The sequence below is a fragment of the Blastococcus carthaginiensis genome (genome assembly GCF_030731085.1).
GTDB lineage: Bacteria > Actinomycetota > Actinomycetes > Mycobacteriales > Geodermatophilaceae > Blastococcus > Blastococcus carthaginiensis.
In genome coordinates this window covers 117,951-141,520 of sequence record NZ_JASNFN010000018.1, presented here as the reverse complement: position 1 = coordinate 141,520, position 23,570 = coordinate 117,951, and the positions used below count along the sequence as shown (strand labels likewise).

Here is a 23,570-nt window from a genome sequence, read left to right as displayed (position 1 = left end):
GGGACTGCTGCACGAGTAGGTGACATCTGATCTGTGGTGCCGCGAGGCGCCGCTGGAAGGATGTTCGCCGTGCCCAAGCCCTACCCCAAGGAGTTTCGCGACGACGTCGTGAGCGTCGCTCGCAACCGTGAGCCGGGCCAGCACCTGAAGCAGATCGCGGCTGACTTCGGGATCAGCGAGTCGTGTCTGACGAACTGGATGAAGGCTGCCGACGTCGACGAGGGCGTCAAGCCCGGGACCACCGCGGCCGAGAACGTCGACCTGCGTGAGGCCCGCAAGCGGATCCGGCTGCTGGAGCAGGAGAACGAGGTCCTGCGCCGGGCAGCGGCCTACCTGTCCCAGGCGAACCTGCCGGGAAAATGATCTACCCGCTCGTCCGTGAACTCGCCGTCGACGGGATCCCCGTGACGGTGACGTGCCGGGTTCTGAAGATCGCCCGCCAGCCCTACTACCGGTGGCTGGCCGCCCCGGTCACGACCAGCGAACTGGTCGCGGCCTACCGGGCCAACGCGCTGTTCGACGCCCACCGCGACGACCCCGAGTTCGGCTACCGGTTCCTCGTCGATGAGGCCGCTGCCAGCGGGCAGCCGATGGCCGCACGCACCGCGTGGGCGATCTGCGCGGCCAACCGCTGGTGGAGCGCGTTCGGCAAGCCGCGCCGGGGCAAGAGCGGCCGGCCCGGACCTCCCGTGCACGACGACCAAGTCCAGCGGGTGTTCACCGCGGCCGGACCCAACCAGCTGTGGTTGACCGACATCACCGAGCACCGCACGGCCGAGGGCAAGCTCTATCTGTGCGCGGTCAAGGACGTGCACTCCAACCGGATCGTCGGCTACTCCATCGACTCACGGATGAAGTCTCGGCTGGCCGTGACCGCGATCGAGAATGCCGTCGCCCGGCGGGCCGCCGACGGTGCCGAGGTCGCCGGCTGCATCGTGCATTCGGACCGCGGATCGCAGTTCCGCAGCCGGAAGTTCGTCCAGGCCCTCAACCGGCATCAGCTGTCCGGGTCAATGGGCAGGGTCGGTGCAGCCGGGGACAACGCCGCCATGGAGTCCTTCTTCGCGCTGCTGCAGAAGAACGTGCTCGACCGCCGCTCCTGGGCCAGCCGCCAGCAGTTGCGCATCGAGATCGTCACCTGGATCGAACGCACCTACCACCGCCGACGTCGGCAAGCCGGCCTCGGTCGACTGACCCCCATCGAGTACGAGACCATCATCTACACACCGGCAGCTCAGGCCGCCTGACCCAACCTGTCACCGATCCGTGCAGCAGTCCCCAACGTGCAGCCGGCCAGTCCGCAGAAAGTCCGCAAGACGCTCAGTTCTGCCCGTGAACCCCCATGAAGGCCCAACCGCGAAACCGCAGGTCCGAAGCCGTTTCCAACGTCAGCCATTCAAGGTTAAACGCCCCGGAATCGTTCCGCTTCAACGTCTGACGTGCCATCGGACGCAGGCTCTGGCGGAACAGCGGCTACAGCAGCGGCGTTCTGCTGTCGATGTCCCCGGTGGCCCGGAAATGCCGGGGCGGCAGCTCGACCCCACGACCGAGGAGACCTGATGGACTACCTGCGACAGCTGCAGGCGGAGCGGCCGCTGCTCTTCGGGCTACTGCTCCTGGTGGGCTTCATCGTCGCCTTCCAGCTCGCGATCTTCGTGATCCAGCTGATCGTCGGGCCCTTCGGCCTGCCGGGCTGGGCGCCCATCGTGATCCTGGTCGGCGGCCTCGTCCTCATCGCCCGCCGGCAGCAGCGGTAGGCACTCATCCGCCCGCGAGGGCGTTGAGCCGCGCCGCCTGCCGCGTCAGGTGGTCGCGCTCGGGCAGGTTCGGTGCCGACCGGGCGGCCTCGGCGTAGAGCCGCGCCGCGGTCGCCGGGTCGCCGTCCTTCTCGTGCAGGTACGCCGCGACGGCGGTGCAGCGGGGGAGCGACGGGTCGAGGTCGGCCAGTGCGGCCAGGCCGGCCCGCGCGCCGTCGGCCTCCCCGACCGCGACCGCCCGGTTGAGGCGGGCGATCGGGCTGCCGGTGAGCTGCACCAGCTCGTCGTACCACTCGACGATCTGCACCCAGTCGGTCTCCTCCGTGCTGCGTGCGTCGGCGTGCAGCGCCGCGATCGCGGCCTGGGCCTGGAACTCGCCCAGCCGGTCGCGCGCCAGCGCCGCCTGGAGCACCTCGATCCCCTCGGCGATCAGCCCGGTGTCCCACGCGCCGCGGTCCTGCTCGGCCAGCGGCACGAGGCCGCCGTCGGGTCGAGTCCGTGCCGCGCGCCGCGCATGGTGCAGCAGCATCAGCGCCAGCAGCCCCGCGACCTCCTCGGCGTCGGTCACCGCCGCCAGCTGACGGGTCAGTCGGATCCCCTCGGCGGCGAGGTCGACGTCGCCTGAGTAGCCCTCGTTGAAGACCAGGTAGAGCACCCGCAGCACGGTGCCGATGTCCCCCGGCCGGTCGAACCGGACGCCCGACACCGTCCGCTTGGCCCGGCTGATCCGCTGCGCCATGGTCGCCTCCGGTACGAGGTACGCCTGGGCGATCTGCCGCGTGGTCAGCCCGCCGATCGCGCGCAGCGTGAGTGCGACCGCCGAGGCCGGCGTCAGCGACGGGTGCGCGCACAGGAAGTAGAGCCGGAGGGAGTCGTCCGCGTCTTCGGCCGGCCCGGGCTCCGGTTCGGCGTCGACGCGGAGCTCCCGCTGCCGCCGGGAGGTCTCCGCCCGGGTGGCGTCGAGGAACTTGCGCCAGGCCACCGTGACCAGCCAGCCCTGCGGGTCGCGCGGTGGGTCGTCCGGCCACACGCGGACGGCCTCGACCAGCGCCTCCTGGACGGCGTCCTCGGCCGCCGCGAAGTCTGCTCCGCGGCGGCCGAGGATCCCGATCACGGTGGGGACGATCGCCCGGAGCCGGGTCTCGTCCACCGGTGCGGTCACTCCGTGATGGTGGGCGGCGCCGTCAGGAAGGGGCGCAGCTCCAGCCACTCGTGGATCGGCTTCCCACCCGCCCCCGGAGCCGCGGACAGCTCACCAGCCAGCTCGACCGCCCGCTCGTGGCTGTCGACGTCGATCACCATCCAGCCGGCGATCAGGTCCTTCGTCTCCGCGAACGGGCCGTCGGTGACCGGCGGCCGGCCCTCGCCGTCCGAACGGACCCACGTCCCCTCGGGGGCGAGCGCCTGCCCGTCGACGAACTCGCCGGTGCCCTCGAGCCACGTCGCGAAGTCCTGCATGTACTGCACGTGGGCCGAGATCTCCTCCGGCGTCCACTGCCCCATCGGGACGTCGTTGACCGCCGCCGGCGCGCCGCGGTAGTGCTTGAGCAGCAGGTACTTGGCCATGGTGTTCTCCCTGGTGAGGTACGGCCCATCGTGGCCGTTCGCACCCCTGGGACGGAACCGCCCGCGGTTTCTCGACATGGGCTGCCGACCCCGTCGAGAAAAGCCCGGAACGGCGTCAGACCCGGCCGCAGAGGATGCGGTGCCAGTACACCTGCGGCAGCCCGTAGCGGTCGAACAGCCACTGCCACCGCCGCGGCACGAACGGGTCCAGGAAGGGCACCGACGGCTGCGACCGGTTGTTGCGGTCCACCTCGTTGAGCATCAGCTTCCGGCGGCTCACGGTGATCGGCATGACGGTGTAGCCGTTGTAGTGCTGCATCGGCTCGCCCGTCTCGGCGGCCGACAGGTTCTTGCTCAGCACCTTGACCTGCTTGCGCAGCGCCCCACCCGACGGGCGGGTGGCGAGAGCGGCGGCGTCACCGAGACCCCAGACAGACCCGTGGCGGCGGTGCCGCATCGTCTCCGGGTCGACGTCCACCAGGCCCAGCGCCGGGTCGACGGCGAGGCCGGCGTCGGCGATCCAGTGCGGTGCCCGGTAGTGCGGGACGGCGTGCGCGAAGGCGACGTCCTCCAGCACCCGGCGGCCGCTCGGCGAGCCGACCGTGACCGAGTGCAGGTCGCCGTCCACCTCCTCGATCCGCGTCTCGCGGAGCACCTCGATGCCGTAGCCGGCGAACACGTCCTCCAGGAACCGGTCCGCCTCGGGGATCCCCGTCCCGGTCGCCTCCGGGAGGACGAGGCGCACCTGCAGGTCACCCAGCACCCCGGCGCGGCGCCAGTGGTCGCACGCCATCAGCAGCGGCTTGAGTGCGGTCGGCCCGCACGACGCCGGCTCCGGCGGCACGGTGAAGACCGCGGAGCCCGACCGCAGCGACGTCACGCTCGGCCAGACCAGCGGGGCGCTGCCCGGCACGTACGAGGAGGCGGCCCAGCCTTCGGCGTATGCCTGCTGCAGCCCCGGCGTCGCGCCCCAGTCCTCGACCAGGCCGGGGCAGAGCACGAGCGTCGACCAGTGCAGCGTCCGGCCTCCGCGCGTCCGCACCGTGCGGGCGGTGGGATCGACCGCCTCGACGGCGTCGCGGATCCACGCGCACCCGTCCGGCACGACCTCGGCCATCGGGCGTTCCAGCTCCGACATCGACGCCTCGCCGGCGGCTACGTAGTTCAGCAGCGGCTTGTACCGGTGCACCGGCTGCGGAGCCACCACGGTCACGTCGGGGACCCCGTCCCGGAGCAGCCGCGCCGCCAGCGAAATGCCGGCGTTGCCGCCACCGACGATGAGCACGTCCGATCCCGCCACGTCCGCTCCCCACGATCAGGCCGCGGACCTCTCCTCAGCGCCGCAGCTCGGCCACCGTGTCGAGCCTGCCCAGTTCGTGCGGGTTGCGAACCGCATACAGGCGGCTGATCCGGCTCAGCTGCTTCAGCCCGCGAGGCGGGTGCACTCCTCGCAGCGCGCCACCTGCCGCTGCGACGACCAGTCCTGCGCGGCGGCGGCGCGCACCAGCTGGCCGCACAGCGAGGACTCCAGCCCGTCGACCACCGGCTTGGCCACGGCGTGCGCGACGCCGGCGGCCCGCGCGAAACCGTCGTCCCCGGGCCGGACGTCGGGTCCGATCCACCCGACCCGGATACCGATCACGAAGAGGCTCGCCGTCATGACGCCAGCGTGGGCACCCGAGGTGTCCGGCAGGTGACGCAGCCCCGAACTCTCGGCGGGCGACCCGGCGCCTCAGCCCTGGGCGGCCGGCCGGTAGACCACGTGCAGCACGCCGGTCGGCAGCGCCTCGGAGGACACCAGCTCCAGCGGCGTGCGGTCCAGCTCGTCGGTCCAGCGCCGCTCGCCGGAGACCACGACCGGGTCGACCAGCAGCACCAGCTCGTCGAGCAGGCCGGCCGCCAGCAGCGACCGCACGGTGCTGAGGCTGCCCGACATGCCGATGGTGCCCTCGGTGCGCTCCTTGAGCGTCCGCACGTCGTCCAGGCTGCGCAGCACCGCGGTGCCGGCCCAGCCGGAGCGCTCCAGCGTCGTGGACAGCACGAACTTCGGGATCGGGTTGATGAACTCGGCGAACTCGTCGCTGTCGTTGCCCGGCCAGTACTCCGCCCACTGGTCGTGCAGCACCCGGCCCATGAGGTAGGACTCGCAGCGCCCCAGGTGCCGGTCCATGGCCTTGCCCATCGCCTCGTCGAAGTACGGGCCGTGCCACAGGTCGGGGCGCTCGGCCGAGCCGTCGACGGTCGTGAACAGAGCAGCGGCGATGCGTCCCACGGGATCTCCTTCGACGAAGCGGTCGTCGAGAACCTAGACGCGCAGGCGGCGGGGAACTCATCGGCCGGGCGCGCGGCAACGGCGCATCCCCGGCAGGCTGGCGGGGGTGGCCGGCCGGCGGCCACCCCGTGCCGAGGAGGTACCGCGTGCCCCGCCCCCCGTTCCCGCCGTTCACCCTGGAGACCGCCCGGCAGAAGGTGCGCGCCGCGGAGGACGCCTGGAACTCCCGCGACCCGGTGCGGGTGGCGCAGGCCTACACCGAGGACACCGTGTGGCGGAACCGCGCCGAGTTCCTGCGGGGCCGCGACGAGGTGGTGGAGTTCCTGACCCGCAAGTGGCAGCGCGAGCAGGACTACGCGCTGCGCAAGGAGCTGTGGGCCTTCACCGACGACCGCATCGCGGTCCGCTTCCAGTACGAGTGGCACGACGCGGAGGGCCGCACCTGGCGCTCCTACGGCAACGAGAACTGGGAGTTCGCCGCCGACGGCCTCATGCGCCGGCGGGAGGCCAGCATCAACGACGTCCCCATCGCCCTCGAGGAGCGGTGGATCCTCGGCCCGCGGGAGGACGGCGACACCAGCCCGCTTCCGCTGCGCTGAGCGGCGGCCCCTCGACGGCAACGCCCGGCGGCACGTCCGGCAGGGGAGACCCTGAGCCGGGAACCGGGGGCGGATCCGGGTGTCACCGGATGTTCCGGCGGCGCCGCGGGCCGCAGGCTCGTGGCATGACGAACTCGGTTCCCCTCCCTCCCCCCGCGGACGCCCCCGGCACGGAGCAGCAGCCCCCGCCGGGACGGCCCGAGCTCCGGCGCAGCACCACCGACCGGATGGCCGGCGGCGTCTGCGGCGGCCTCGCCGACTACACCGGCATCGACGCCGTCCTCTGGCGGGTCGGCTTCGTCGGCCTCACCGTCGCCGGTGGCGCCGGCGTCCTGGTCTACCTGCTGCTCTGGGTGCTGATGCCCGCCGGGCCGGCCCGCAGCGACGAGACCCCCAGCCCCCTGGAGCGGCTGGTCCAGCGCCTGCACGACGCCCTCACCGGGCGCCGGGCGTCCCCGCCGCGGTGAACGCGGCGGCGGTCCTCCCGACGGGCGACACGCGGACCGGCGCCGGCCCACGACCGGCGCCGGTCCGCCAGGATGGGCGGGCCACAGCCCCGATCAGCGACGGAGCACCGACGTGACCGTTCCCTCCGGACACCAGCCGGCCCCCATGGTCGTCCCGCAGTTCTTCGTCCGGCAGCGGGTCACGATGATGGTCAACCGCTACGAGGTGCTGGCGGCCAACCCCGACGGCAGCGAGGGGCACCTGCTCGCCCTCGCCGAGCAGAAGCGGATGAAGCTGCGCGAGGAGGTCGTCTTCTTCGCCGACGCGGGCAAGAGCCGGCGGGTGTTCTCCTTCAAGGCCCGGCAGCGCCTCGACGTCGGGGCCGAGCACGACATCTTCGACGAGTACGGGCAGCCCATCGGCTACTTCCGCAAGGACTTCGGGGCCAGCCTCCTGCGCTCCACCTGGCACGTCTCCGCACCGGGTGTCGAGGCGGTCGGCCAGGAACGCAACCAGTTCATCGCGGTGCTGCGCCGGGTGTGGAACTTCATCCCGTTCCTGAACAACATCCCGGTGCCGTTCCTCTTCCACTTCGACTTCACCGACAGCCGGACCGGTGCGGTCGTGATGAGCAGCGAGAAGCGGATCGCGCTGCGCGACCACTACACGGTGACCGTCCCCGACCCGCGCCTGGACTTCCGGGTGGCGGCGGCGATGGCGGTGGCCCTGGACGCGCTGCAGAGCCGCTGACCGTCTGACGACGGAGTGCGCGTACGCCCCGGTCCTGGCGGGGGGGGGACCCGGCGTGCGCGCCCCCCCCCCGGGGGACGACGGAGTGCGCGTACGCCCGGTTCCTGGAGGCGCTGGAACCGGGCGTACGCGCCCACACCCGGGGGAAGGACCCGGCCACGTCGGGCGTTGCGCTGGGCAACCGACGCGAAAGGCCGCACCGCATGAGCACCACCCTGTCCGTCCTCGACCTGGCACCCATCCCGCGCGGGGAGACCCCGAGCAGCGCCATCGCCGCGAGCGTGGCCCTCGCCCAGCGCGCGGAGGAGCACGGCTACGCGCGGGTCTGGTACGCCGAGCACCACAACATGCCCTCGATCGCGTCGTCGGCCACCAGCGTGCTGATCGCCCACGTCGGCGCGCAGACCCGCAGCATCCGGCTGGGCGCCGGGGGCATCATGCTGCCCAACCACTCGCCGCTGATGATCGCCGAGCAGTTCGGCACGCTCGACGCCATGTACCCGGACCGCATCGACCTCGGGTTGGGCCGCGCGCCGGGCAGCGATCAGAGCACCATGTACGCGCTGCGCCGCGATCCGCGCGCGGCCGACACCTTCCCGCAGGACGTGCTCGAGCTGCAGGCCTACCTCGCCGGTGAGAGCCGGGTGCCCGGCGTCGACGCGATCCCCGGCAAGGGCTCGCGCGTGCCGCTGTACGTGCTGGGCTCCTCGATGTTCGGCGCCACGCTGGCCGCCGCGCTCGGGCTGCCCTACGCCTTCGCCTCGCACTTCGCGCCCGCCATGCTCGAGCCCGCCGTGGCCGCCTACAGGCAGGAGTTCAAGCCCTCGGAGCAGCTCGCGGAGCCCTACGTCATCGCCGGCGTCAACGTGGTCGCCGCCGACAGCACCGCGGCCGCCCAGGAGCAGCTGCACGCCGTCCGCCGGAACCTGGCCGTCGGACTCTTCGGCCGCGGCCGGGCGCTCACCGACGAGCAGGCCGACCAACTGCTCGCCCAGGGGGCCGGGCACCACGTCGGCACGATGCTCACCCACACCGCCGTCGGCACCCCGGTCGAGGTGCGCGAGCACCTCGAGGGCTTCGCGAAGCTCGCCGAAGCCGACGAGCTGATCGTCGCCCACCAGTCGGGATCCCTCGAGGGCCGGCTGCGGTCGGTGGAGCTCGTGGCCGGGGCGATGGGATCCCGCGCGCTGTGACGTACCCGTGTTTCGGCCCCCGGGGAGCCACGGGTAGGCGGCGCCGGTGACGTACTCGATCGTGGCCCGCGACCCCGAGACCGGGGAGATGGGCGTGGCCACCCAGTCCCAGGCCTTCGCGGTCGGCAACAGCGTGCCCTTCGCCCTCCCCGGGCACGGCGTCATCGCCACGCAGTCGATGGCCGAGCCCATGTACGGCGCCGTCGGGCTCGACCTGCTCCGTGGCGGGTTCACCGCCCAGGAGGTGCTGACGGCGCTCAGCAGCGTCGACCCGCAGCCCGAGCGCCGCCAGGTCGCCGTGCTCGGCCTGGCCGGCGACTTCGCCGTGTACACCGGCACGAGCTGTGTGGACGCCGCCGGTCACCTGATCGGCGACACCTGCGTCGCGCTGGCCAACATGGCCAGCTCCCCGGCGGTGTGGGAGGCGATGGTGGAGCGGTTCGAGGGCTCCGCCGGCCCGCTCGCGCAACGGCTGCTCGGCTCGCTGGTGGCGGGTGAGGAGGCCGGCGGTGACTTCCGGGGGCGCCGCTCGGCCGCGATCACGGTCGTCCGCGCCACCACCACCGGGCGCCCCTGGCACGACATGGTGGTCGACCTGCGCGTCGACGACTCCCCGGACCCGCTGGGCGTGCTGGCCGACCTCACCGTCACCCGCGCCCGCTACCAGGACGTCGTCCGCGCGTTCCAGCAGGCCATCGACGGCGACCCGGTCACCGCCGACCGGGAGCTGGAGCTGCTGCGGCCGATGGACCCGGTCAGCGAGCCCGACCAGCTGATGTGGCGGGCCGTCGTGGCGGCGCTCGCCGGGCGCGAGGACGACGCCCGCGCGATGCTCGTGGACCTGGCCGCCTCCGCGCCGCAGTTCATCGAGGCCGCCAGCCGCTTCGGCAAGGCCGGGCTCATGCCTGCCGACGTGGTCGACCGCATCATCCCGCCGGTGCCGCCCAGCTGACCCCGCGGCGCGGCGTCCCGGTCTCCCCCCGGCGGGGGGATCGGACGTGATCTGCGTTTCAGACGATCCCGTATCGCGCCGATCCTGCGGCCATGGGACAGCGGCGCACCGGGATCGCACGGGAGCGGGGCGCGGACCGCGCGCTGCGCACCGTCCGCATCACCGCCACCGTCGCGACGGCCGTGTGGGTGCTCAGCCTGGCGCTGGCCGCCCTCGGGACGCCGTACGTCGGGGAGTACCTGGCCGCCGGGGGGAAGCTCGTCTTCCTCGCGGCGCTCACCGGCATGCTCGTCGTGCGGGCGCGGGTGTCGCCGGCCACCCGCCGGGCGTGGCACTGCTTCGCCGGCGCGGTCGGCGCCTACCTGGTGGGCGGCGCGGTCTACGAGGCGCACTACCGGTCCCTGGACGTCGTCCCCCGGCCGTCGTGGGCCGATGCGTTCCAGCTGGGCTTCTACCCGCTGGCCTTCCTGGCGCTCCTGCTGATGATCCGAGGCCGGGTGCGGCGCCTGACGGCGAACCTCTGGCTCGACTGCCTGGTCACCGGGCTCACCGCCGGTGCCGTGGCCGCGTCCCTGGTCCTCGGCGACCTGCTGCGCAGCGCCGCCGGTGGCGACGGTGCCGCGTTCGTCGGCATCGCCTACCCGGTGGGTGATCTGCTCCTGCTGAGCCTGCTGGCCGGCGGGCTGGTCGTCATCGGCCGGCACGGCGGGGGCGGGTGGTGGTGGATCGTCACCGGCCTCCTCCTCTTCGTCACCGGTGACACCGTGTACGCCTACCAGGTCGCGCACGGCACCTACGTCGTGGGCAGCCCGCTGGACGTCGTGTGGGGTCTGGCGTTCCTCTGCTTCGGGCTCTCGGCGTGCCACACCCCGAAGAGCGGGCGCACCGACGCCTCGGCGGGGCGTGCACCGCTGCTCGTGCCGGCGGTCTGCACCCTGACCGCGGTCGGCCTGCTGGCGCACGGCTACTTCCACGGGGGCGACCCGGTCGCCGGGGCGCTCGCGCTCGGCGCCGTCCTGGCCGCCCTGGCCCGCACCGCGCTCACCTTCCGCGCCGTGCGGGCGCTGGCCGACAGCCGCCGGCAGGCGCGCACCGACGAGCTGACCGGGCTGCCGAACCGCCGCTCGGTCTTCGAGGCCCTCGACGCCGGCGACGAGCGGCTGCTCGCCGGCGAGGAGATGGCCGTCCTCGTGCTGGACCTCGACCGGTTCAAGGAGATCAACGACTCGCTGGGCCACGGGGTCGGCGACGCGCTGCTGCGCGAGGTCGGCACCCGGCTGCGGTCCCAGGTGCGCGAGGGCGACCTGCTGGCCCGGCTGGGTGGGGACGAGTTCGTCGTCCTTGCCCGGGACCTCGACGCCCGGGGCGCCCGGGCCCTGGCCGAGCGGCTGCGCACCCACCTGCAGCGCCCGTTCCGGCTGGGCGGCATGGAGCTCGCCGTCGACGCCGCCGCCGGCATCGCCGTGGGGCCCGAGCACTCCCGCAACGCCGCCGAGCTGCTGCAGCTGGCCGACCTGGCCATGTACTCGGCCAAGTCCGGCCGGCTGGGCGCCGCCGTCTACGACGAGGACCGCGACGGCCACGGCCGGCACCGGCTCGAGGACATCGCGGCGCTGCGGCGGGCCCTGGAGACCGGCGAGCTGGTGCTGCACTACCAGCCGAAACTGGACCTCCCGACGGGCACCGTGGCGGGCGTCGAGGCGCTCGCGCGCTGGCAGCACCCGACGCGGGGCCTGCTCTACCCCGATGCGTTCATCGACCTCGCCGAGTCGGCCGGGCTGATGGCGCAGCTGACCACCCGGGTGATCGACATGGCCCTGGCCCAGTGCCGCCGCTGGGCCGACCAGGGCCGCTCGCTGACCATGGCGGTCAACGTCAGCCCCTCGAACCTGGTCGACCAGGGCTTCCCGGACGACGTCGCCCGCCTGCTCGCCGTCCACGGCCTCCCCGCCGGCAGCCTGGTGCTCGAGGTCACCGAGAGCCTCCTGATGGAGGACCGGGAGCGCGCCGTCCGGGTGCTCACCCGGCTCCGGGACGCCGGGGTCGGCGTGGCGATCGACGACTACGGCACCGGGCACTCCAGCCTGGCCTACCTCGCGGCGCTCCCGGTCACCGAGCTGAAGCTGGACCGCACGTTCATCGCCGCCATGACCGGCAGCGCACGGGCGGCGTCGATCGTCACCTCCACCCTCCAGCTCGCCCACGCGCTGGACCTGGTGCTGGTGGCCGAGGGGGCGGAGGACGCGGCGACGGTCGCGGCGCTGGCCGAACTGGGGTGCGACGTCGTCCAGGGGTACCACCTGAGCCGGCCGCTCCCGCCGGAGCAGCTGGAGGCCTGGCTGCAGGAGCGGGCCCGGGCGCACGTGTCCTGAGTCCCGGGGAGCGGGGGGCGCGAGGCCTCCCCGACGAGGGCTCGCGGGGCTCAGCCCTCGTCGGGGACGTCTCCTGGCAGCGGTGGGCCGGTCGCGGGGGCCCGAAGGGCCTCCCGACCGGGACACGGGCAGCGGCTCAACGGCGGTCGGGGACCGCACCTGGCCGCGATGTCATCCGGAGGATGACGACGTGCTCAGCTCTTCGGGCGGGCGCCCGCGCGCAGGGCGCCGAGCAGGTCGTGGTTGAGCCGGGAGATGGTCTCCATCGAGATGCCCTTGGGGCAGGAGGCCGAGCACTCGCCGATGTTGGTGCAGCCGCCGAAGCCTTCGCGGTCCTGCTGCGCCACCATGTTGACCACGCGGTCGTTGCGCTCGGGCTGGCCCTGGGGGAGCAGCCCGAGGTGCGTCACCTTGGCGGCGGTGAACAGCATCGAGGAGGCGTTCGGGCAGGCCGCCACGCAGGCGCCGCAGCCGATGCAGGTCGCGGCGTCGAACGCCGCGTCCGAGTCGGCCTTGGGCACCGGCGTCGCGTGCGCCTCCGGCGCGGTCCCGGTCGGCACGCTGATGTAGCCGCCGGCCTGGATGATCCGGTCGAAGGCCCGCCGGTCGACCGCGAGGTCCTTGATGATCGGGAACGCGGTGGCCCGCCACGGCTCGATGTCGATCGTGTCGCCGTCGGCGAAGGACCGCATGTGCAACTGGCACGTCGTGGTCTGCTGCGGGCCGTGCGCCTGGCCGTTGATCATCACGCCGCACATGCCGCAGATGCCCTCGCGGCAGTCGTGGTCGAAGGCGACCGGGTCGTCGCCCTGCATGATCAGCTGCTCGTTGAGCACGTCGAGCATCTCGAGGAAGGACATGTCGGGGGAGATGTCGGTGATCTTGTAGGTCACCATCTTGCCCTTGACCGTCGGCCCCTGCTGACGCCAGATGCGCAGCGTCAGGTTCATGCCGCGCTTCTCCGCCCCGGGGTTGCCGACGCTGGAGCGCATCGCGCCTTCGTGTGTGGCTGTCACTTGTAGCTCCGCTGGGCGAGGTGGACGTACTCGTACTCGAGGTCTTCCCGGTGCAGCACCGGGGGCTGGCCTTCCGGCGTCCACTCCCAGGCCGCCACGTAGGCGAAGTTCTCGTCGTCGCGCAGCGCCTCGCCCTCGGGGGTCTGGCTCTCCGCGCGGAAGTGCCCACCGCAGCTCTCGCGGCGGTGCAGGGCGTCGATGCACATGAGCTCGGCGAGCTCGATGAAGTCCGCGACCCGGCCGGCGTGCTCCAGCGTCTGGTTGAACGAGTGCCAGTCGCCGGTCACCTTCAGGTTGGTCCAGAACTCCTGGCGGATCTCCTGGATGCGGTCGATGGCCTTGCGCAGGCCCTCGTCCGTGCGCTCCATGCCGCAGAGGTCCCACATCAGCTGGCCGACCTCGCGGTGGAAGGACGCCGGGGTGCGGTTGCCGTTGATGCCGAGCAGCTTCTGGGTCTGCTCCTGCACGCCGGTGAGCGCCTCGACGGCGGCCGGGTGGCTCTCGTCGACCTTCTCGAACGGGCCGTCGGCGAGGTAGCTGCTGATCGTCGCCGGGAGCACGAAGTAGCCGTCGGCCAGGCCCTGCATCAGCGCGCTGGCACCCAGCCGGTTGGCACCGTGGTCGGAGAAATTGGCCTCACCGATCACGAACATGCCGGGGATCGTCGACTGGAGGTCGTAGTCCACCCACAGCCCGCCCATCGTGTAGTGCACGGCGGGGTAGATCCGCATGGGCACCGCATAGGGGTCCTCGCCCGTGATCTGGGCGTACATGTCGAAGAGGTTGCCGTACTTCGCCTCGACCGCCGGGCGGCCCAGCCGCTCGATCGCCTCGGCGAAGTCCAGGTAGACGCCCAGGCCGCCGGGGCCGACGCCGCGGCCCTCGTCGCACACGTTCTTGGCCTGGCGCGAGGCGATGTCGCGGGGCACCAGGTTGCCGAACGAGGGGTAGAGCCGCTCGAGGTAGTAGTCGCGGTCGGACTCGGGGATGTCCCGCGGGTCGCGGTCGTCGCCGCGCTCCTTGGGCACCCACACGCGGCCGTCGTTGCGGAGCGACTCCGACATCAGGGTCAGCTTCGACTGGTAGTCGCCCTTGACCGGGATGCAGGTCGGGTGGATCTGCGTGTAGCAGGGGTTGGCGAAGTACGCGCCCCGCTTGTGCGCCCGCCAGATCGCCGTGGTGTTCGAGCCCTTGGCGTTCGTGGACAGGTAGAAGACGTTGCCGTAGCCGCCGCTGGCGATGACGACGGCGTCCGCGAAGTGGGTGCTGATCTCGCCGCTGACCAGATCGCGCGCGACGATGCCGCGGGCGCGGCCGTCGACCACGATCAGGTCCAGCATCTCGGTGCGCGCGTGCTGCTCGACGCTGCCGGCCGCGATCTGCCGCTCGAGGGCCTGGTAGGCGCCGTAGAGCAGCTGCTGGCCCGTCTGGCCGCGGGCGTAGAAGGTGCGCGAGACCTGTGTGCCGCCGAACGAGCGGTTGTCGAGCAGGCCGCCGTACTCGCGGGCGAAGGGCACGCCCTGGGCCACGCACTGGTCGATGATGTTGACGCTGACCTCGGCGAGGCGGTGCACGTTGTTCTCGCGGGACCGGAAGTCGCCGCCCTTGACCGTGTCGTAGAACAGCCGGTGCACGCTGTCGCCGTCGTTCCGGTAGTTCTTGGCGGCGTTGATGCCGCCCTGCGCGGCGACGCTGTGCGCGCGGCGCGGGCTGTCCTGGTACCAGAACGACTTCACGTTGTAGCCGGCCTCGCCCAGCGTGGCGGCGGCCGAGCCACCGGCCAGGCCGGTGCCGACGACGATGACCGTCAGCTTGCGGCGGTTGGCCGGGTTGACCAGGCGGCCGCGGAACTTGCGCTCGCTCCAGCGCTCGCCGATCGGGACGTCGGTGGGGGCCTTGGTGTCGGCGATCGGCTCGCCGACGGTGAACAGCTCGAGAGGCATCTGGGGAGCTCCTCAGTCGATGATGTTGAAGAGGACGGAGAAGGGCACGAGCAGGAAGCCGAGCGTGAGCACGGTCGCGAACGCCACCGCGAAGAGGCTGACGGTCTTCTCGCGGCGGCGGTTGCTCTGGCCCAGGGTCTGCGTGGCGCTCCAGATCCCGTGCCGCAGGTGCATGCCCAGCAGGATCACCGAGATGGCGTAGAAGATCGTGACGAAGGGGTTCTGGAAGCTCGCGACGAGCCGCTCGTACGGCGTGCTGTCGAAGCCCTCGGCGTTCACCGTGCCGGTGGTGAGGTCGAGGATGTGGTAGATGATGAAGGCGCCGATGATCACGCCGCCCCAGCGCATGGTGCGCGAGGCGTAGCTCTGCGCGGTGGCCTTCTTGGTGACGTAGCCCTGCGGGCGGGCCCGCTTGGCCTGGCGCCACAGCGAGACGGCGGCCCAGAAGTGCGCCACCACCGCCACCAGCAGCACGATCCGGATGACCCAGAGCGTCGTCTGGCCCGGCAGCGCGGGGTTGCCGACCGTCCGGATCCAGCCCGAGTACGAGTTGAACGCCTCGGCGCCCGAGAAGGCCTTCAGGTTCCCGATCACGTGCGCGATCAGGTACAGCACCATGATGATGCCGCTGATGGCCATGACGGCCTTCTTGAAGACCGAATTGGTCTTCGCAACCTTGGGGGTCCTGCGCTGCGCGTGCTCCACCGTCACCACAAGTCCCCACGCTAGGACTACACGGTGCTTGCCACCAACCAAACACGAGGTGACACACCTCATGTAAGGCGACCCTCACCGGGCGCCCGCGGGTGGTCGGTGCGACGCCGCGCAGGTCACGCGCGCGGGCCGGTGGTCACGCCGCCCCCCGACCGGGCAGGCTGTGCACGTGCCCACCCCCACCCGCGGCTTCCTCGGCCGTCGCCGCGAGCGCGACCCGCGCCTGCCCCCCGGTCAGTACGACGTCGGCGCCGACTGGCCCGTGCTCACCGCCGAGCCGACCCCGCGCATCACCCCGGAGACGTGGAGCATCACCGTCGACGGGCAGGTGGAGCAGCCCACGACCTGGTCGTGGGACGACGTCCACCGGCTGCCCCCCTCGGAGTACCGCGGCGACATCCACTGCGTCACGACGTGGTCGAAGTTCGACACCCGCTTCTCGGGAGTCTCCGTCGACACGCTGCTCGATGCCGCCCGGCCGACCGCCGAGGCGCAGTTCGTCATGGCGACGTCGAAGACCGGCTACACCACCAACCTGCCGCTGGCTGACGTCACCGGGGGCCGGGCCTGGCTGGTCTGGGACTTCGACGGCCGTCCGCTCACCCCGGAGCACGGTGGTCCGGTGCGGCTGCTGGTGCCCCACCTGTACTTCTGGAAGAGCGCCAAGTGGATCAGCAAGCTCACGCTGCTCCGGCGCGACCAGCCCGGCTTCTGGGAGCAGAACGGCTACCACGACCGGGGCGACCCGTGGCGCCAGCAGCGGTACCAGGGTGACTGAACCGCTGGGGCCGGGGGTCGCCGACGCGCCCACCGGCGGATGGCGCACGGCCGCCGTCGCCGGCGTCCGCCGTCCGGTGCCCCGCTCGGTGCAGCTGCGGCTCGACGTCGCCCACCGGGTCGACCACCTGCCCGGCCAGCACTACGTGGTGCGGCTGACCGCCCCCGACGGCTACACGGCGCAGCGGTCCTACTCGGTGGCCTCGGCGCCGGGTGACCCGCTGCTGGAGCTGTTCGTGGAGCGGCTGGACGACGGCGAGGTGTCCACCCACCTGGCCGACGTGGTCGAGCCCGGCGACGTCCTCGAGGTGCGCGGGCCGATCGGGGGCTGGTTCGTCTGGGACACCGGGAGCCCGGCGCTGCTGGTCGCCGGCGGCAGCGGCGTCGTGCCCTTCGTCTCGATGCTGCGCACCGCGCGGTCGCTGGGGCGCACCGACCTGCTCCGCTGCGCCGTCAGCGTGCGGACCATGGAGCAGCTGCCCTACGCCGACGAGCTGCTCGCCGCCGGCGCCATGGTGGTCACCACCCGGGAGCCGCGCGGCATCCGCCCAGCCGGCCGGCTCACCGCCGCGGACCTGGTGCCGCTGTGGGAGCCGGGGCAGACGGCGTACGTGTGCGGCTCGGCGGCGTTCGCGGGGGCGGCCACCAGGCTGCTGGAGACCCTGGGGACCCCGGCTGCGGCCATCCGGGTGGAGCAGTTCGGCCCGAGCGGCTGAGGACCCCGCGGGGCCCTCGGCCGCCCCGGACCGTCAACCGGCCGCGGTCGGGTTGCCCGGGGTGAACAGCCACCGCTGGAAGAGCTCGTCCAGCTGCTGCCCCGACACCTTCTCCGCGAGCGCGACGAACTCCTCGGTGGAGACGGTGCCGCCGGCCTGCGACGCCACCCACTGCTCGATGATCGCGAAGAAGGCCTCGTCGCCCACCTCGTTCCGCAGCGCCTGGAGGGTCATCGCGCCGCGGTAGTAGACCGCGATGTCGAACAGGTCCTCGGTGGCCGGCCCCGGGTCGCCGATGGTGAGGTCCCAGAACTCCGGCGGGGCGTCGGCGGCGATGTTGTCGAACACCTCCTGCGGAGTCTGCAGCCCCTCCCGCTCGAGCCAGAGCCACTCGGCGTAGGTCGCGAAGCCCTCGTTGAGCCAGATGTGCCGCCACTCGTCGATGCGCAGCAGGTCGCCGATCCACTGGTGCGCCAGTTCGTGCACCACCACGAGGTCGCCGCTCACCGGGTCGGTGAAGAACACCGACGCGTAGATCGGCCTCGTCTGCGTCTCGAGCGCGAACTGGAACTCCGGGTGATCGTCGACGATGCCGCCGGCGGCGCGGAACGGGTAGCGGCTGCCGAAGACGCCCGAGAGGAAGTCGATGATCTCCGGCTGCCGGGCCAGCGACGCCTCGGCCACCTCGCCGGCGGAGGGCCCTTCCGTCTCCGGGTCGAGGTCGAGGGTGAACAGGTCGGGGTCGAGCGCGTCCCAGAACCGGATGCCGCCGGCCCGGTACTCGCGCAGGTCGAACTCGCCGATCGCCAGCGTCACCAGGTAGGTGGCCATCGGCTCCCGTGCCCGCCATTCCCACGTGGTCCACCCGTCCGCGGTGCGGCTACCGCGGAGGACGCCGTTGGAGACGGCCTCCAGCCCCGCCGGCACGGTCGCCCGCACGTCCACCGAGGCGGCGTCGCGGGGGTGGTCGTTGGCCGGGAACCAGGTGGCCGCCCCGTCGGGTTGGCCGGCGACGATCGCGCCGTCGTCGGTGTGCATGAAGCCGGAGGTCCCCAGCGCGTCGGTGAGGGTCTGCGGGACCCCGTCGTAGGTGACCGTGGCGGCGAACCGCTGCCCGGCGCGCAGCGGCTTGGCCGGGGTGATCACCAGCTCGCCGCCCTCGCGCGCCCAGGTCGCCTCGGCGGAGCCCACCCGCACGGAGCGGACCTCCATCCCCTCCAGGTCGAGGTTGAAGCCGGAGAGGTCCTGCAGGGCTCGTGCGGTGATCGTCGCGACGCCGTCGAGCACGTCGGTGGCCGGGTCGTAGCGGACGTCCAGGTCGTAGTGCAGGACGTCGTACCCGCCGTTGCCGTCGAGGGGGAAGTAGGGGTCCCCGATGCCGGGTGCGCCGGGCGCGGGCCGTTCCTCGGCCAGCGCCATCCCGGGGCTCAGGCCGAGCACCACCACCGTCGTTGCGGTCAGCAGCGAGAGTTTCCGGGACATGGCCGCTCCTCCGAACCGTCGCGCGATCTCCTGCGCGGGGACGGTGACGCTAACGGCCCGGGGCGGGCTCGTTCGTCCCGCGGGACCCGGTGCGGCGGCCGCCCCGCGTGGGGCCACCCGGAGGACATGCCCCGTCGCGGGCTGCGACCCGAACCCGGGCGGTGTGGCCCGAGGCAGTCCGGGTAGAGGGCGCCGGAGGACGTGCCGCCCGTTCCCCGGTCCCGGTGCCCCGGAGGTGGAGGAGGTGCGGTGGAGGACCAGGACGCCGAACGCGCACGCACCGAGCTGGGGGACACCGACGCCCCGGCCGAGGACGAGGTCACCGAGGCGTTCGACCGGATCGTCAGCGAAGGCGCGCAGCGGCTGCACCGCACCTGGCGCGAGGTGCTGGCCACCGGTCTGGCCGGCGGCTTCGAGGTGGCCACCGGGCTGCTCGCGCTGCTCGCGGTGTATGCGGCGACCGGCAGCCACCTGCTGGCCGGCCTGGCCTTCAGCACCGGCTTCATCGCCCTCGTGCTCGGGCGCAGCGAGCTGTTCACCGAGGGATTCCTCGTACCCGTGACGGCGGTCGCGGCGGGGCGGGCCAGCGTCCGGCAGCTCGGCAAGGTCTGGGGCGGCACCCTGGTGGCCAACCTCGTCGGTGGCTGGCTGGTCACCTGGCTGGTCGTCCGTGCGCTGCCCGACCTCCGCTCCACGGCGACCGAGCAGGCGGTGCACTTCGTCGACTCCCCGCTGAACCTGCAGTCGATCTCGCTCGCCGTCCTCGCCGGCATGGTCATGACCCTGATGACGCGGATGCAGCACGGCACCACGTCCGATGTCGCGAAGGTGGTGGCGGCGGTCGTCGGTGGCTTCCTGATCGGTGGCCTGCAGCTGTTCCACTCCATCGTCGAGTCGCTGCTGGCCTTCGCCGCCCTCCACGCCGGCGCGCCCTTCGGCTACCTCGACTGGTTGGCGTGGTTCTGGTACACGGCGCTGTTCAACCTGATCGGCGGCCTCGTCGTCGTGACCTTGACGCGGCTGGTCCGGAGCAAGGAGCTCATCGAGCGCGAGCGCGCCGCGGCCCGGCGGGAGGAGTAGGGGCGCGCCGCCACCGGGTGCGCGGCGGGCGTCGGCCATCCTGGCGCGCGTGATCGAGCTCCGCGGCCTGACCAAGCGGTACCGCGCCCGGCTGGCCGTCGACCGGCTCACCGTCACCGTCGAGCCCGGCCGGGTCACCGGCTTCCTCGGCCCCAACGGTTCGGGCAAGACGACCACGATGCGCTGCATCCTCGGGCTGGCCCGGCCCACCGCGGGGACGGCGACGGTGCTCGGCCGCGCGTACCGCGACCTCGCCCACCCGGTGCGGGAGGTCGGCGCGCTGGTGGACCCGCGCGCCCGCCATCCAGGGCGCACCGCGCACGCCCACCTGCTGACGTTGGCGCGCAGCAACGCGCTCCCGCCGCACCGGGTGGACGACGTCGTCGAGCTGGTCGGTCTCGCCCCGGTGGCCCACGAGCGGGTGCGCGGCTTCTCCCTGGGCATGGCGCAGCGGCTGGGGATCGCCGGGGCGCTGCTCGGCGACCCGGAGGTGCTGCTGCTCGACGAGCCGGTCAACGGGCTGGACCCGGAGGGCATCCGCTGGGTGCGCGGGCTGCTGCGCGACCTGGCCGACGAGGGGCGCACCGTGCTGGTGTCCAGCCACCTGATGAGCGAGATGCAGGACACCGCCGACCACCTCGTCGTCCTCGGCCGGGGCCGGCTGCTCGCCGACGTCCCGATGGCCGAGCTCCTCGGCGCGTACGCCGCGGTCCGGGTGCGCAGCCCGCAGGCGCCCCTGCTGGCGTCGGCCGTGCAGCGCGCCGGTGGGCACGTCGAGCTGGAGATCGACGGGGCGCTGCGCATCGACGGGCTGGCCGCGGCCGACGTCGGCGACCTCGCGCACGAGATCGGCGTCCGGCTGCACGAGCTCAGCCCGGTCGCCGGCTCCCTGGAGGAGGCCTACCTGGCGCTGACCGGGGACGACGTGGAGTACCGGGCGGTGGCCCCGTGAGAGGTGGCGTGCCGTTCCGGGCGGTGCTGGGCAGCGAGTGGACCAAGCTGCGGGCGACGCGCTCCACGTGGTGGTGCTCGGTGCTCTTCGTGCTGCTGGCCGGCGGCGCGGGCTGGCTCGCGGCGGCGACGACGCAGTCGGCCCCGCGGGCGGACCTCGCGGTCAGCTCCGCGCTCACCGGGTTCGGCTTCGGGCCGGTGCCGCTGGTGGTCCTGGCCGTGCTGGTGGTCAGCAGCGAATTCCGCACCGGTCTGGCCCTGGCCACCTTCACCGCGGTCCCGCGGCGCGGCCGGCTGCTGCTGGCCAAGACCGTCGTCGTCGTCGGCTGGAGCGTGCTGCTCACCGCACTCGTGGCCGCCGGCTGCCTGCTTGCCGCCACCCGGCTCACCGCCGTGCCGGGTGGCATCCCGCCCACCGACGCCGACGTGCTGCGCCAGCTGTGGCTGCAGGTCGCCGGGGCGGCGCTGACCGGGGTGCTGGCGGTCGGCGCCGCGGCGCTGCTGCGCTCGACGGCCGGGGCGCTCGGCGCCGTCCTCGCCCTCGTGCTCGTGCTCCCGCCGGTGCTGGCGATCGCCGGCACCGAGCTCAGCCTGCGGATCTCGCGCCGGCTGCCGGCGTTCCGGGTGGGGGAGGACGCCTTCCTGTCGGTCGCCACCTCCTGGCAGACCGGGCTGCTGGTGGCCGGCTGCTGGGCGCTGGCGGCCTGGCTCCTCGGCCTCCTGGTGCTGGTGCGCCGGGACGTCTAGCCCCGGGCGGCCCGGCGCACCGCCGCCACGTAGCGGGCGGTGGCCAGCCGCTGGAGGGCCAGGGAGAGCGGGCCCGCGAGCCGGGCGGCCGGTGACGCGAGCCGGAAGAACACGCGCAGGGTGAACACGACCTCGCCCGACGCGGTCAGCCGCACGGCGAACCGCTCCTCGCCGCTCTCGGGGTGGCCCGGGAGGGTGCCGTAGGCGAAGCCCCGCTCGTCGCCCCCGGTGCTGGCCCAGACCACGCGGCAGGGGATGTCGTAGCCGAGCCGGGGCAGGCCCGCCGTCAGGACGACGACCGTGCCGGGGGTGCCGGCCGGACCCGTCGCCCGCACCCGCAGCCCCGCGGCGCGCTGCACCCGCCAGTCCAGGACCGCACCGGCGGCACGCTCGAACGCGGCCCGCCCGGTGCCCACCACCGCCGAGTGCTCGGCCCCGTGGTAGCCGGCGGGCAGCTCGGCATCCGCCGTCGCCCCCACCTCGGCGTACGTGAACGGGGCGTCGGCGAGCCCGGCCGGGCCGAGCGCGCGCAGCAGTCCCACGCGGCCAGTCTCCCGGCCGCGGGCGGTCGCGGCGCGGTCAGACCACGTGCGGGGCGGCGAGCCGCCGGTGCAGGGCGACGACGGAGGCCGGGACGTCCGCGCCCGGCACCGGGCGGGCCGGCACCGCGACCGCCTCGCGCAGGACGCGGGCGCGCAGGGCACCGATGGCAGCCGGCGGTGCGGACGGGGCCACGCGCACCTCCTCCGGTCGGCGTCGTCGCGCGGGACGTGGACCGGCGCCGCCGCGTCCTCGAGCGGGGGTGGGCCGGGCCGTCCCCCCGTCGGGTGGCGCTGCCGCCGGCGGACGTGCCGTCGGGCTAGGTTGACCGCACTGTGCTGCCCTCGGTCACCGCCACCCGCTACGTCACCCCGCTGCGCGAGGGTGGCTCGCTGCCCGGGCTCATGGAGGCCGACGACCTGGGCACGTACGTGGTGAAGTGGCGGGGGGCCGGCCAGGGCGTGAAGGTGCTGGTGGCCGAGGTCGTCTGCGCCGAGCTCGCCCGCGCGCTGGGGCTGCCGGTGCCCGCGCTGGTCACCGTCGACGTCGTCCCCGAGCTCGCCGTGGGGGAGCCCGACCACGAGGTGCAGGAGCTGCTGCAGCGCTCGGCCGGGCGCAACCTGGGGCTGGACTACCTGCCGGGGGCGCTGGACTTCGAGGCGGGCGCCGACGGGGTCGATCCCGAGCTCGCCGGCCGGGTGCTGTGGTTCGACGCGCTGATCGGCAACGTCGACCGCTCGTGGCGCAACCCGAACATGCTGTTCTGGCACGGGCGGCTGCAGCTCATCGACCACGGCGCGGCCCTCACCTTCCACCACCACTGGCCCGGGGCAGCGGCGGCCGTCGAGCGGGCCTACGACGCCTCGGCGCACGCCCTGGTCGAGTGCACCCCCGACGTGGCGGCGGCCGACGCGGCGCTGGCGCCCCGGATCACCCGGGACCTGCTGGACCGGGTGCTCGCCCAGGTGCCCGACGAGTGGCTCGACGACCCCGCGGCCGGGGCCGCGCCCGATGCGGTCCGCGGCCGGTACGCCGACCAGCTGCTCGCCCGGCTCGGCGCCCGCACGGCGTGGCTGCCCGGTGTGGTCGCCGCGGCCGCCGCCGGGGGAGCGGGCCGCCGGCGGCCGCCGCGCGGGGAGAACCGGCCCGCGTGGCTGGGCCCCCCGCCGCCCGAGGGGATCAGCCAGCGGTGAGGACGACGACATCGAGGGACGTCTTCGAGTACGCGGTGCTGCGGGTGGTACCGCGCGTGGAGCGGGGCGAGCTGCTCAACGCGGGCGTGATCGTCTACTGCCGGCAGCGCGACTACCTGGGTTCCCGGCTGCACCTGGACGTCGACCGTCTCCACGCGCTCGACCCCACCGCCGATCCGGCGGCCATCGGCCGGGCGCTGCAGGCGGCCGCGGACGTCTGCGCGGCCGACCCGGTCGCCGGCGCCGCGGGGCGGGAAGCGCTCGGATCGCGGTTCCGCTGGCTCACCGCGCCGCGGAGCACCGTCGTCCAGCCGGGGCCGGTGCACACCGGGCTCACGGCCGACCCCGACGCCGAGGCCGACCGCCTCCTGGAGCTGCTGGTGCTGCCCGTCGCCGGCTGACCGCGATCGGTGTCCGACTGGTCGCCGGTCGTTCACCGTGCTGCCACCGGTGCGTCGTCCCGGCCGGTTTGGGTGCGAGGGCCCCCACCTCCTCGCGACCAG

General features: G+C 73.4%; 26 protein-coding genes. 15 read left to right on the top strand and 11 right to left on the bottom strand.

Translation table 11 applies throughout. The features are described from left to right. The first annotated feature begins 69 nt into the window (after positions 1-69). Both QOZ88_RS15350 and QOZ88_RS15345 read left to right on the top strand, forming a co-directional pair. Positions 70-1,247 (top strand): IS3 family transposase gene (locus QOZ88_RS15350; RefSeq protein WP_305998280.1). Its coding sequence is split into 2 segments (ribosomal slippage): positions 70-354 and positions 357-1,247, totalling 1,176 coding nucleotides; the frame shifts between segments, so codons are not numbered across the junction. Between the two features lie 312 nt (positions 1,248-1,559). Then, positions 1,560-1,757, top strand: a complete 198-nt coding sequence (locus tag QOZ88_RS15345) for a hypothetical protein (protein WP_306000611.1) — start codon at positions 1,560-1,562, stop codon at positions 1,755-1,757. Positions 1,758-1,761: 4 nt separating this feature from the next. On the opposite strand, the gene QOZ88_RS15340 is transcribed toward QOZ88_RS15345, so the two are convergent. The 5 genes from QOZ88_RS15340 to QOZ88_RS15320 all read right to left on the bottom strand — a co-directional run bounded on the left by QOZ88_RS15340 (position 1,762) and on the right by QOZ88_RS15320 (position 5,595). Then, a complete protein-coding gene (locus tag QOZ88_RS15340; RefSeq protein ID WP_306000610.1) occupies positions 1,762-2,919 on the bottom strand; it encodes an RNA polymerase sigma factor in 1,158 nt (385 codons plus the stop codon). Continuing rightward, on the bottom strand, positions 2,916-3,323 hold the full coding sequence (locus QOZ88_RS15335; RefSeq protein WP_306000609.1) for a YciI family protein: 408 nt from the start codon (positions 3,321-3,323) through the stop codon (positions 2,916-2,918). Before QOZ88_RS15335 ends, QOZ88_RS15340 begins: the two co-directional genes overlap by 4 nt. Before the next feature lie 115 nt (positions 3,324-3,438). Beyond that, positions 3,439-4,623, bottom strand: a complete 1,185-nt coding sequence (locus QOZ88_RS15330) for an NAD(P)/FAD-dependent oxidoreductase (RefSeq protein ID WP_306000608.1) — start codon at positions 4,621-4,623, stop codon at positions 3,439-3,441. Between the two features lie 123 nt (positions 4,624-4,746). Next, positions 4,747-4,983: a hypothetical protein gene (locus QOZ88_RS15325; RefSeq protein ID WP_306000607.1), complete on the bottom strand. Its 237-nt coding sequence runs from the start codon at positions 4,981-4,983 to the stop codon at positions 4,747-4,749. A 72-nt stretch (positions 4,984-5,055) separates the two neighbouring features. Next, entirely contained in the window at positions 5,056-5,595 is a 540-nt protein-coding gene (locus tag QOZ88_RS15320) for a dihydrofolate reductase family protein (RefSeq protein ID WP_306000606.1), read from the bottom strand. A gap of 146 nt (positions 5,596-5,741) precedes the next feature. On the opposite strand from QOZ88_RS15320, the gene QOZ88_RS15315 reads away from it, so the two are divergent. The 6 genes from QOZ88_RS15315 to QOZ88_RS15290 all read left to right on the top strand — a co-directional run bounded on the left by QOZ88_RS15315 (position 5,742) and on the right by QOZ88_RS15290 (position 11,908). Then, a complete protein-coding gene (locus QOZ88_RS15315; RefSeq protein ID WP_091930658.1) occupies positions 5,742-6,194 on the top strand; it encodes a nuclear transport factor 2 family protein in 453 nt (150 codons plus the stop codon). A 125-nt stretch (positions 6,195-6,319) separates the two neighbouring features. Further along, positions 6,320-6,661: a PspC domain-containing protein gene (locus QOZ88_RS15310; RefSeq protein ID WP_306000605.1), complete on the top strand. Its 342-nt coding sequence runs from the start codon at positions 6,320-6,322 to the stop codon at positions 6,659-6,661. Between the two features lie 112 nt (positions 6,662-6,773). After that, positions 6,774-7,391 carry an LURP-one-related/scramblase family protein gene (locus QOZ88_RS15305; RefSeq protein ID WP_306000604.1) on the top strand — a complete coding sequence of 206 codons (618 nt, stop codon included), beginning with the start codon at positions 6,774-6,776 and terminating at the stop codon, positions 7,389-7,391. A 203-nt stretch (positions 7,392-7,594) separates the two neighbouring features. Beyond that, the gene (locus QOZ88_RS15300; protein WP_306000603.1) at positions 7,595-8,584 is read left to right on the top strand and encodes an LLM class flavin-dependent oxidoreductase; all 990 of its coding nucleotides are present in this window, start codon (positions 7,595-7,597) and stop codon (positions 8,582-8,584) included. Between the two features lie 46 nt (positions 8,585-8,630). After that, complete coding sequence (locus QOZ88_RS15295; RefSeq protein WP_306000602.1) at positions 8,631-9,536, top strand: DUF1028 domain-containing protein; 906 nt, start codon at positions 8,631-8,633, stop codon at positions 9,534-9,536. Positions 9,537-9,628: 92 nt separating this feature from the next. Further along, entirely contained in the window at positions 9,629-11,908 is a 2,280-nt protein-coding gene (locus tag QOZ88_RS15290) for a putative bifunctional diguanylate cyclase/phosphodiesterase (RefSeq protein WP_306000601.1), read from the top strand. A 194-nt stretch (positions 11,909-12,102) separates the two neighbouring features. Here QOZ88_RS15290 and QOZ88_RS15285 read toward each other — a convergent pair whose 3' ends face one another. The 3 genes from QOZ88_RS15285 to QOZ88_RS15275 are packed head-to-tail and all read right to left on the bottom strand — an operon-like array spanning position 12,103 to position 15,578. Further along, complete coding sequence (locus QOZ88_RS15285) at positions 12,103-12,924, bottom strand: succinate dehydrogenase/fumarate reductase iron-sulfur subunit (protein ID WP_306000600.1); 822 nt, start codon at positions 12,922-12,924, stop codon at positions 12,103-12,105. Continuing rightward, a complete protein-coding gene (locus QOZ88_RS15280; RefSeq protein WP_306000599.1) occupies positions 12,921-14,867 on the bottom strand; it encodes a fumarate reductase/succinate dehydrogenase flavoprotein subunit in 1,947 nt (648 codons plus the stop codon). The genes QOZ88_RS15285 and QOZ88_RS15280 overlap by 4 nt, the downstream gene beginning before the upstream one ends. A gap of 12 nt (positions 14,868-14,879) precedes the next feature. Then, positions 14,880-15,578, bottom strand: coding sequence for a succinate dehydrogenase cytochrome b subunit (locus tag QOZ88_RS15275; protein ID WP_244523938.1), 699 nt, complete (start codon positions 15,576-15,578; stop codon positions 14,880-14,882). A 172-nt stretch (positions 15,579-15,750) separates the two neighbouring features. Between QOZ88_RS15275 and QOZ88_RS15270 the strand changes: the two genes are divergently transcribed. Both QOZ88_RS15270 and QOZ88_RS15265 read left to right on the top strand, forming a co-directional pair. Then, the gene (locus tag QOZ88_RS15270; RefSeq protein ID WP_306000598.1) at positions 15,751-16,359 is read left to right on the top strand and encodes a sulfite oxidase-like oxidoreductase; all 609 of its coding nucleotides are present in this window, start codon (positions 15,751-15,753) and stop codon (positions 16,357-16,359) included. Then, positions 16,352-17,074 (top strand): FAD-binding oxidoreductase, encoded by a 723-nt coding sequence (locus tag QOZ88_RS15265; protein ID WP_306000597.1) that lies wholly within the window; start codon positions 16,352-16,354, stop codon positions 17,072-17,074. Before QOZ88_RS15270 ends, QOZ88_RS15265 begins: the two co-directional genes overlap by 8 nt. A gap of 33 nt (positions 17,075-17,107) precedes the next feature. Here the strand turns inward: QOZ88_RS15265 and QOZ88_RS15260 are convergent, their stop codons facing one another. Further along, positions 17,108-18,556: a M1 family metallopeptidase gene (locus QOZ88_RS15260; protein WP_306000596.1), complete on the bottom strand. Its 1,449-nt coding sequence runs from the start codon at positions 18,554-18,556 to the stop codon at positions 17,108-17,110. Positions 18,557-18,805: 249 nt separating this feature from the next. On the opposite strand from QOZ88_RS15260, the gene QOZ88_RS15255 reads away from it, so the two are divergent. From QOZ88_RS15255 to QOZ88_RS15245, 3 genes are read left to right on the top strand one after another with little or no spacing between them, the layout of a single operon-like run. After that, positions 18,806-19,636, top strand: coding sequence for a formate/nitrite transporter family protein (locus QOZ88_RS15255; protein WP_306000595.1), 831 nt, complete (start codon positions 18,806-18,808; stop codon positions 19,634-19,636). 49 nt (positions 19,637-19,685) lie between these two features. Continuing rightward, positions 19,686-20,588, top strand: coding sequence for an ABC transporter ATP-binding protein (locus QOZ88_RS15250; protein ID WP_306000594.1), 903 nt, complete (start codon positions 19,686-19,688; stop codon positions 20,586-20,588). Positions 20,589-20,596: 8 nt separating this feature from the next. After that, positions 20,597-21,334, top strand: coding sequence for an ABC transporter permease (locus tag QOZ88_RS15245; RefSeq protein ID WP_306000593.1), 738 nt, complete (start codon positions 20,597-20,599; stop codon positions 21,332-21,334). On the opposite strand, the gene QOZ88_RS15240 is transcribed toward QOZ88_RS15245, so the two are convergent. Further along, the gene (locus QOZ88_RS15240; RefSeq protein ID WP_306000592.1) at positions 21,331-21,876 is read right to left on the bottom strand and encodes a DUF1990 family protein; all 546 of its coding nucleotides are present in this window, start codon (positions 21,874-21,876) and stop codon (positions 21,331-21,333) included. The genes QOZ88_RS15245 and QOZ88_RS15240 overlap by 4 nt on opposite strands. A gap of 37 nt (positions 21,877-21,913) precedes the next feature. Further along, a complete protein-coding gene (locus QOZ88_RS15235; RefSeq protein WP_306000591.1) occupies positions 21,914-22,069 on the bottom strand; it encodes a hypothetical protein in 156 nt (51 codons plus the stop codon). 140 nt (positions 22,070-22,209) lie between these two features. Between QOZ88_RS15235 and QOZ88_RS15230 the strand changes: the two genes are divergently transcribed. After that, positions 22,210-23,067 (top strand): HipA family kinase, encoded by an 858-nt coding sequence (locus QOZ88_RS15230; protein WP_306000590.1) that lies wholly within the window; start codon positions 22,210-22,212, stop codon positions 23,065-23,067. Further along, on the top strand, positions 23,064-23,468 hold the full coding sequence (locus tag QOZ88_RS15225; protein WP_306000589.1) for a DUF3037 domain-containing protein: 405 nt from the start codon (positions 23,064-23,066) through the stop codon (positions 23,466-23,468). Before QOZ88_RS15230 ends, QOZ88_RS15225 begins: the two co-directional genes overlap by 4 nt. Positions 23,469-23,570: the final 102 nt, after the last annotated feature.

Excerpts from the sequence above, each read along its gene's own strand:
- QOZ88_RS15280 (WP_306000599.1), bottom strand. The coding sequence starts at position 14,867 with ATGCCTCTCGAGCTGTTCACCGTCGGCGAGCCGATCGCCGACACCAAG.
- QOZ88_RS15325 (WP_306000607.1), bottom strand. The coding sequence starts at position 4,983 with ATGACGGCGAGCCTCTTCGTGATCGGTATCCGGGTCGGGTGGATCGGA.
- QOZ88_RS15335 (WP_306000609.1), bottom strand. The coding sequence starts at position 3,323 with ATGGCCAAGTACCTGCTGCTCAAGCACTACCGCGGCGCGCCGGCGGCG.
- QOZ88_RS15300 (WP_306000603.1), top strand. The coding sequence starts at position 7,595 with ATGAGCACCACCCTGTCCGTCCTCGACCTGGCACCCATCCCGCGCGGG.
- QOZ88_RS15290 (WP_306000601.1), top strand. The coding sequence starts at position 9,629 with ATGGGACAGCGGCGCACCGGGATCGCACGGGAGCGGGGCGCGGACCGC.
- QOZ88_RS15310 (WP_306000605.1), top strand. The coding sequence starts at position 6,320 with ATGACGAACTCGGTTCCCCTCCCTCCCCCCGCGGACGCCCCCGGCACG.
- QOZ88_RS15345 (WP_306000611.1), top strand. The coding sequence starts at position 1,560 with ATGGACTACCTGCGACAGCTGCAGGCGGAGCGGCCGCTGCTCTTCGGG.
- QOZ88_RS15260 (WP_306000596.1), bottom strand. The coding sequence starts at position 18,556 with ATGTCCCGGAAACTCTCGCTGCTGACCGCAACGACGGTGGTGGTGCTC.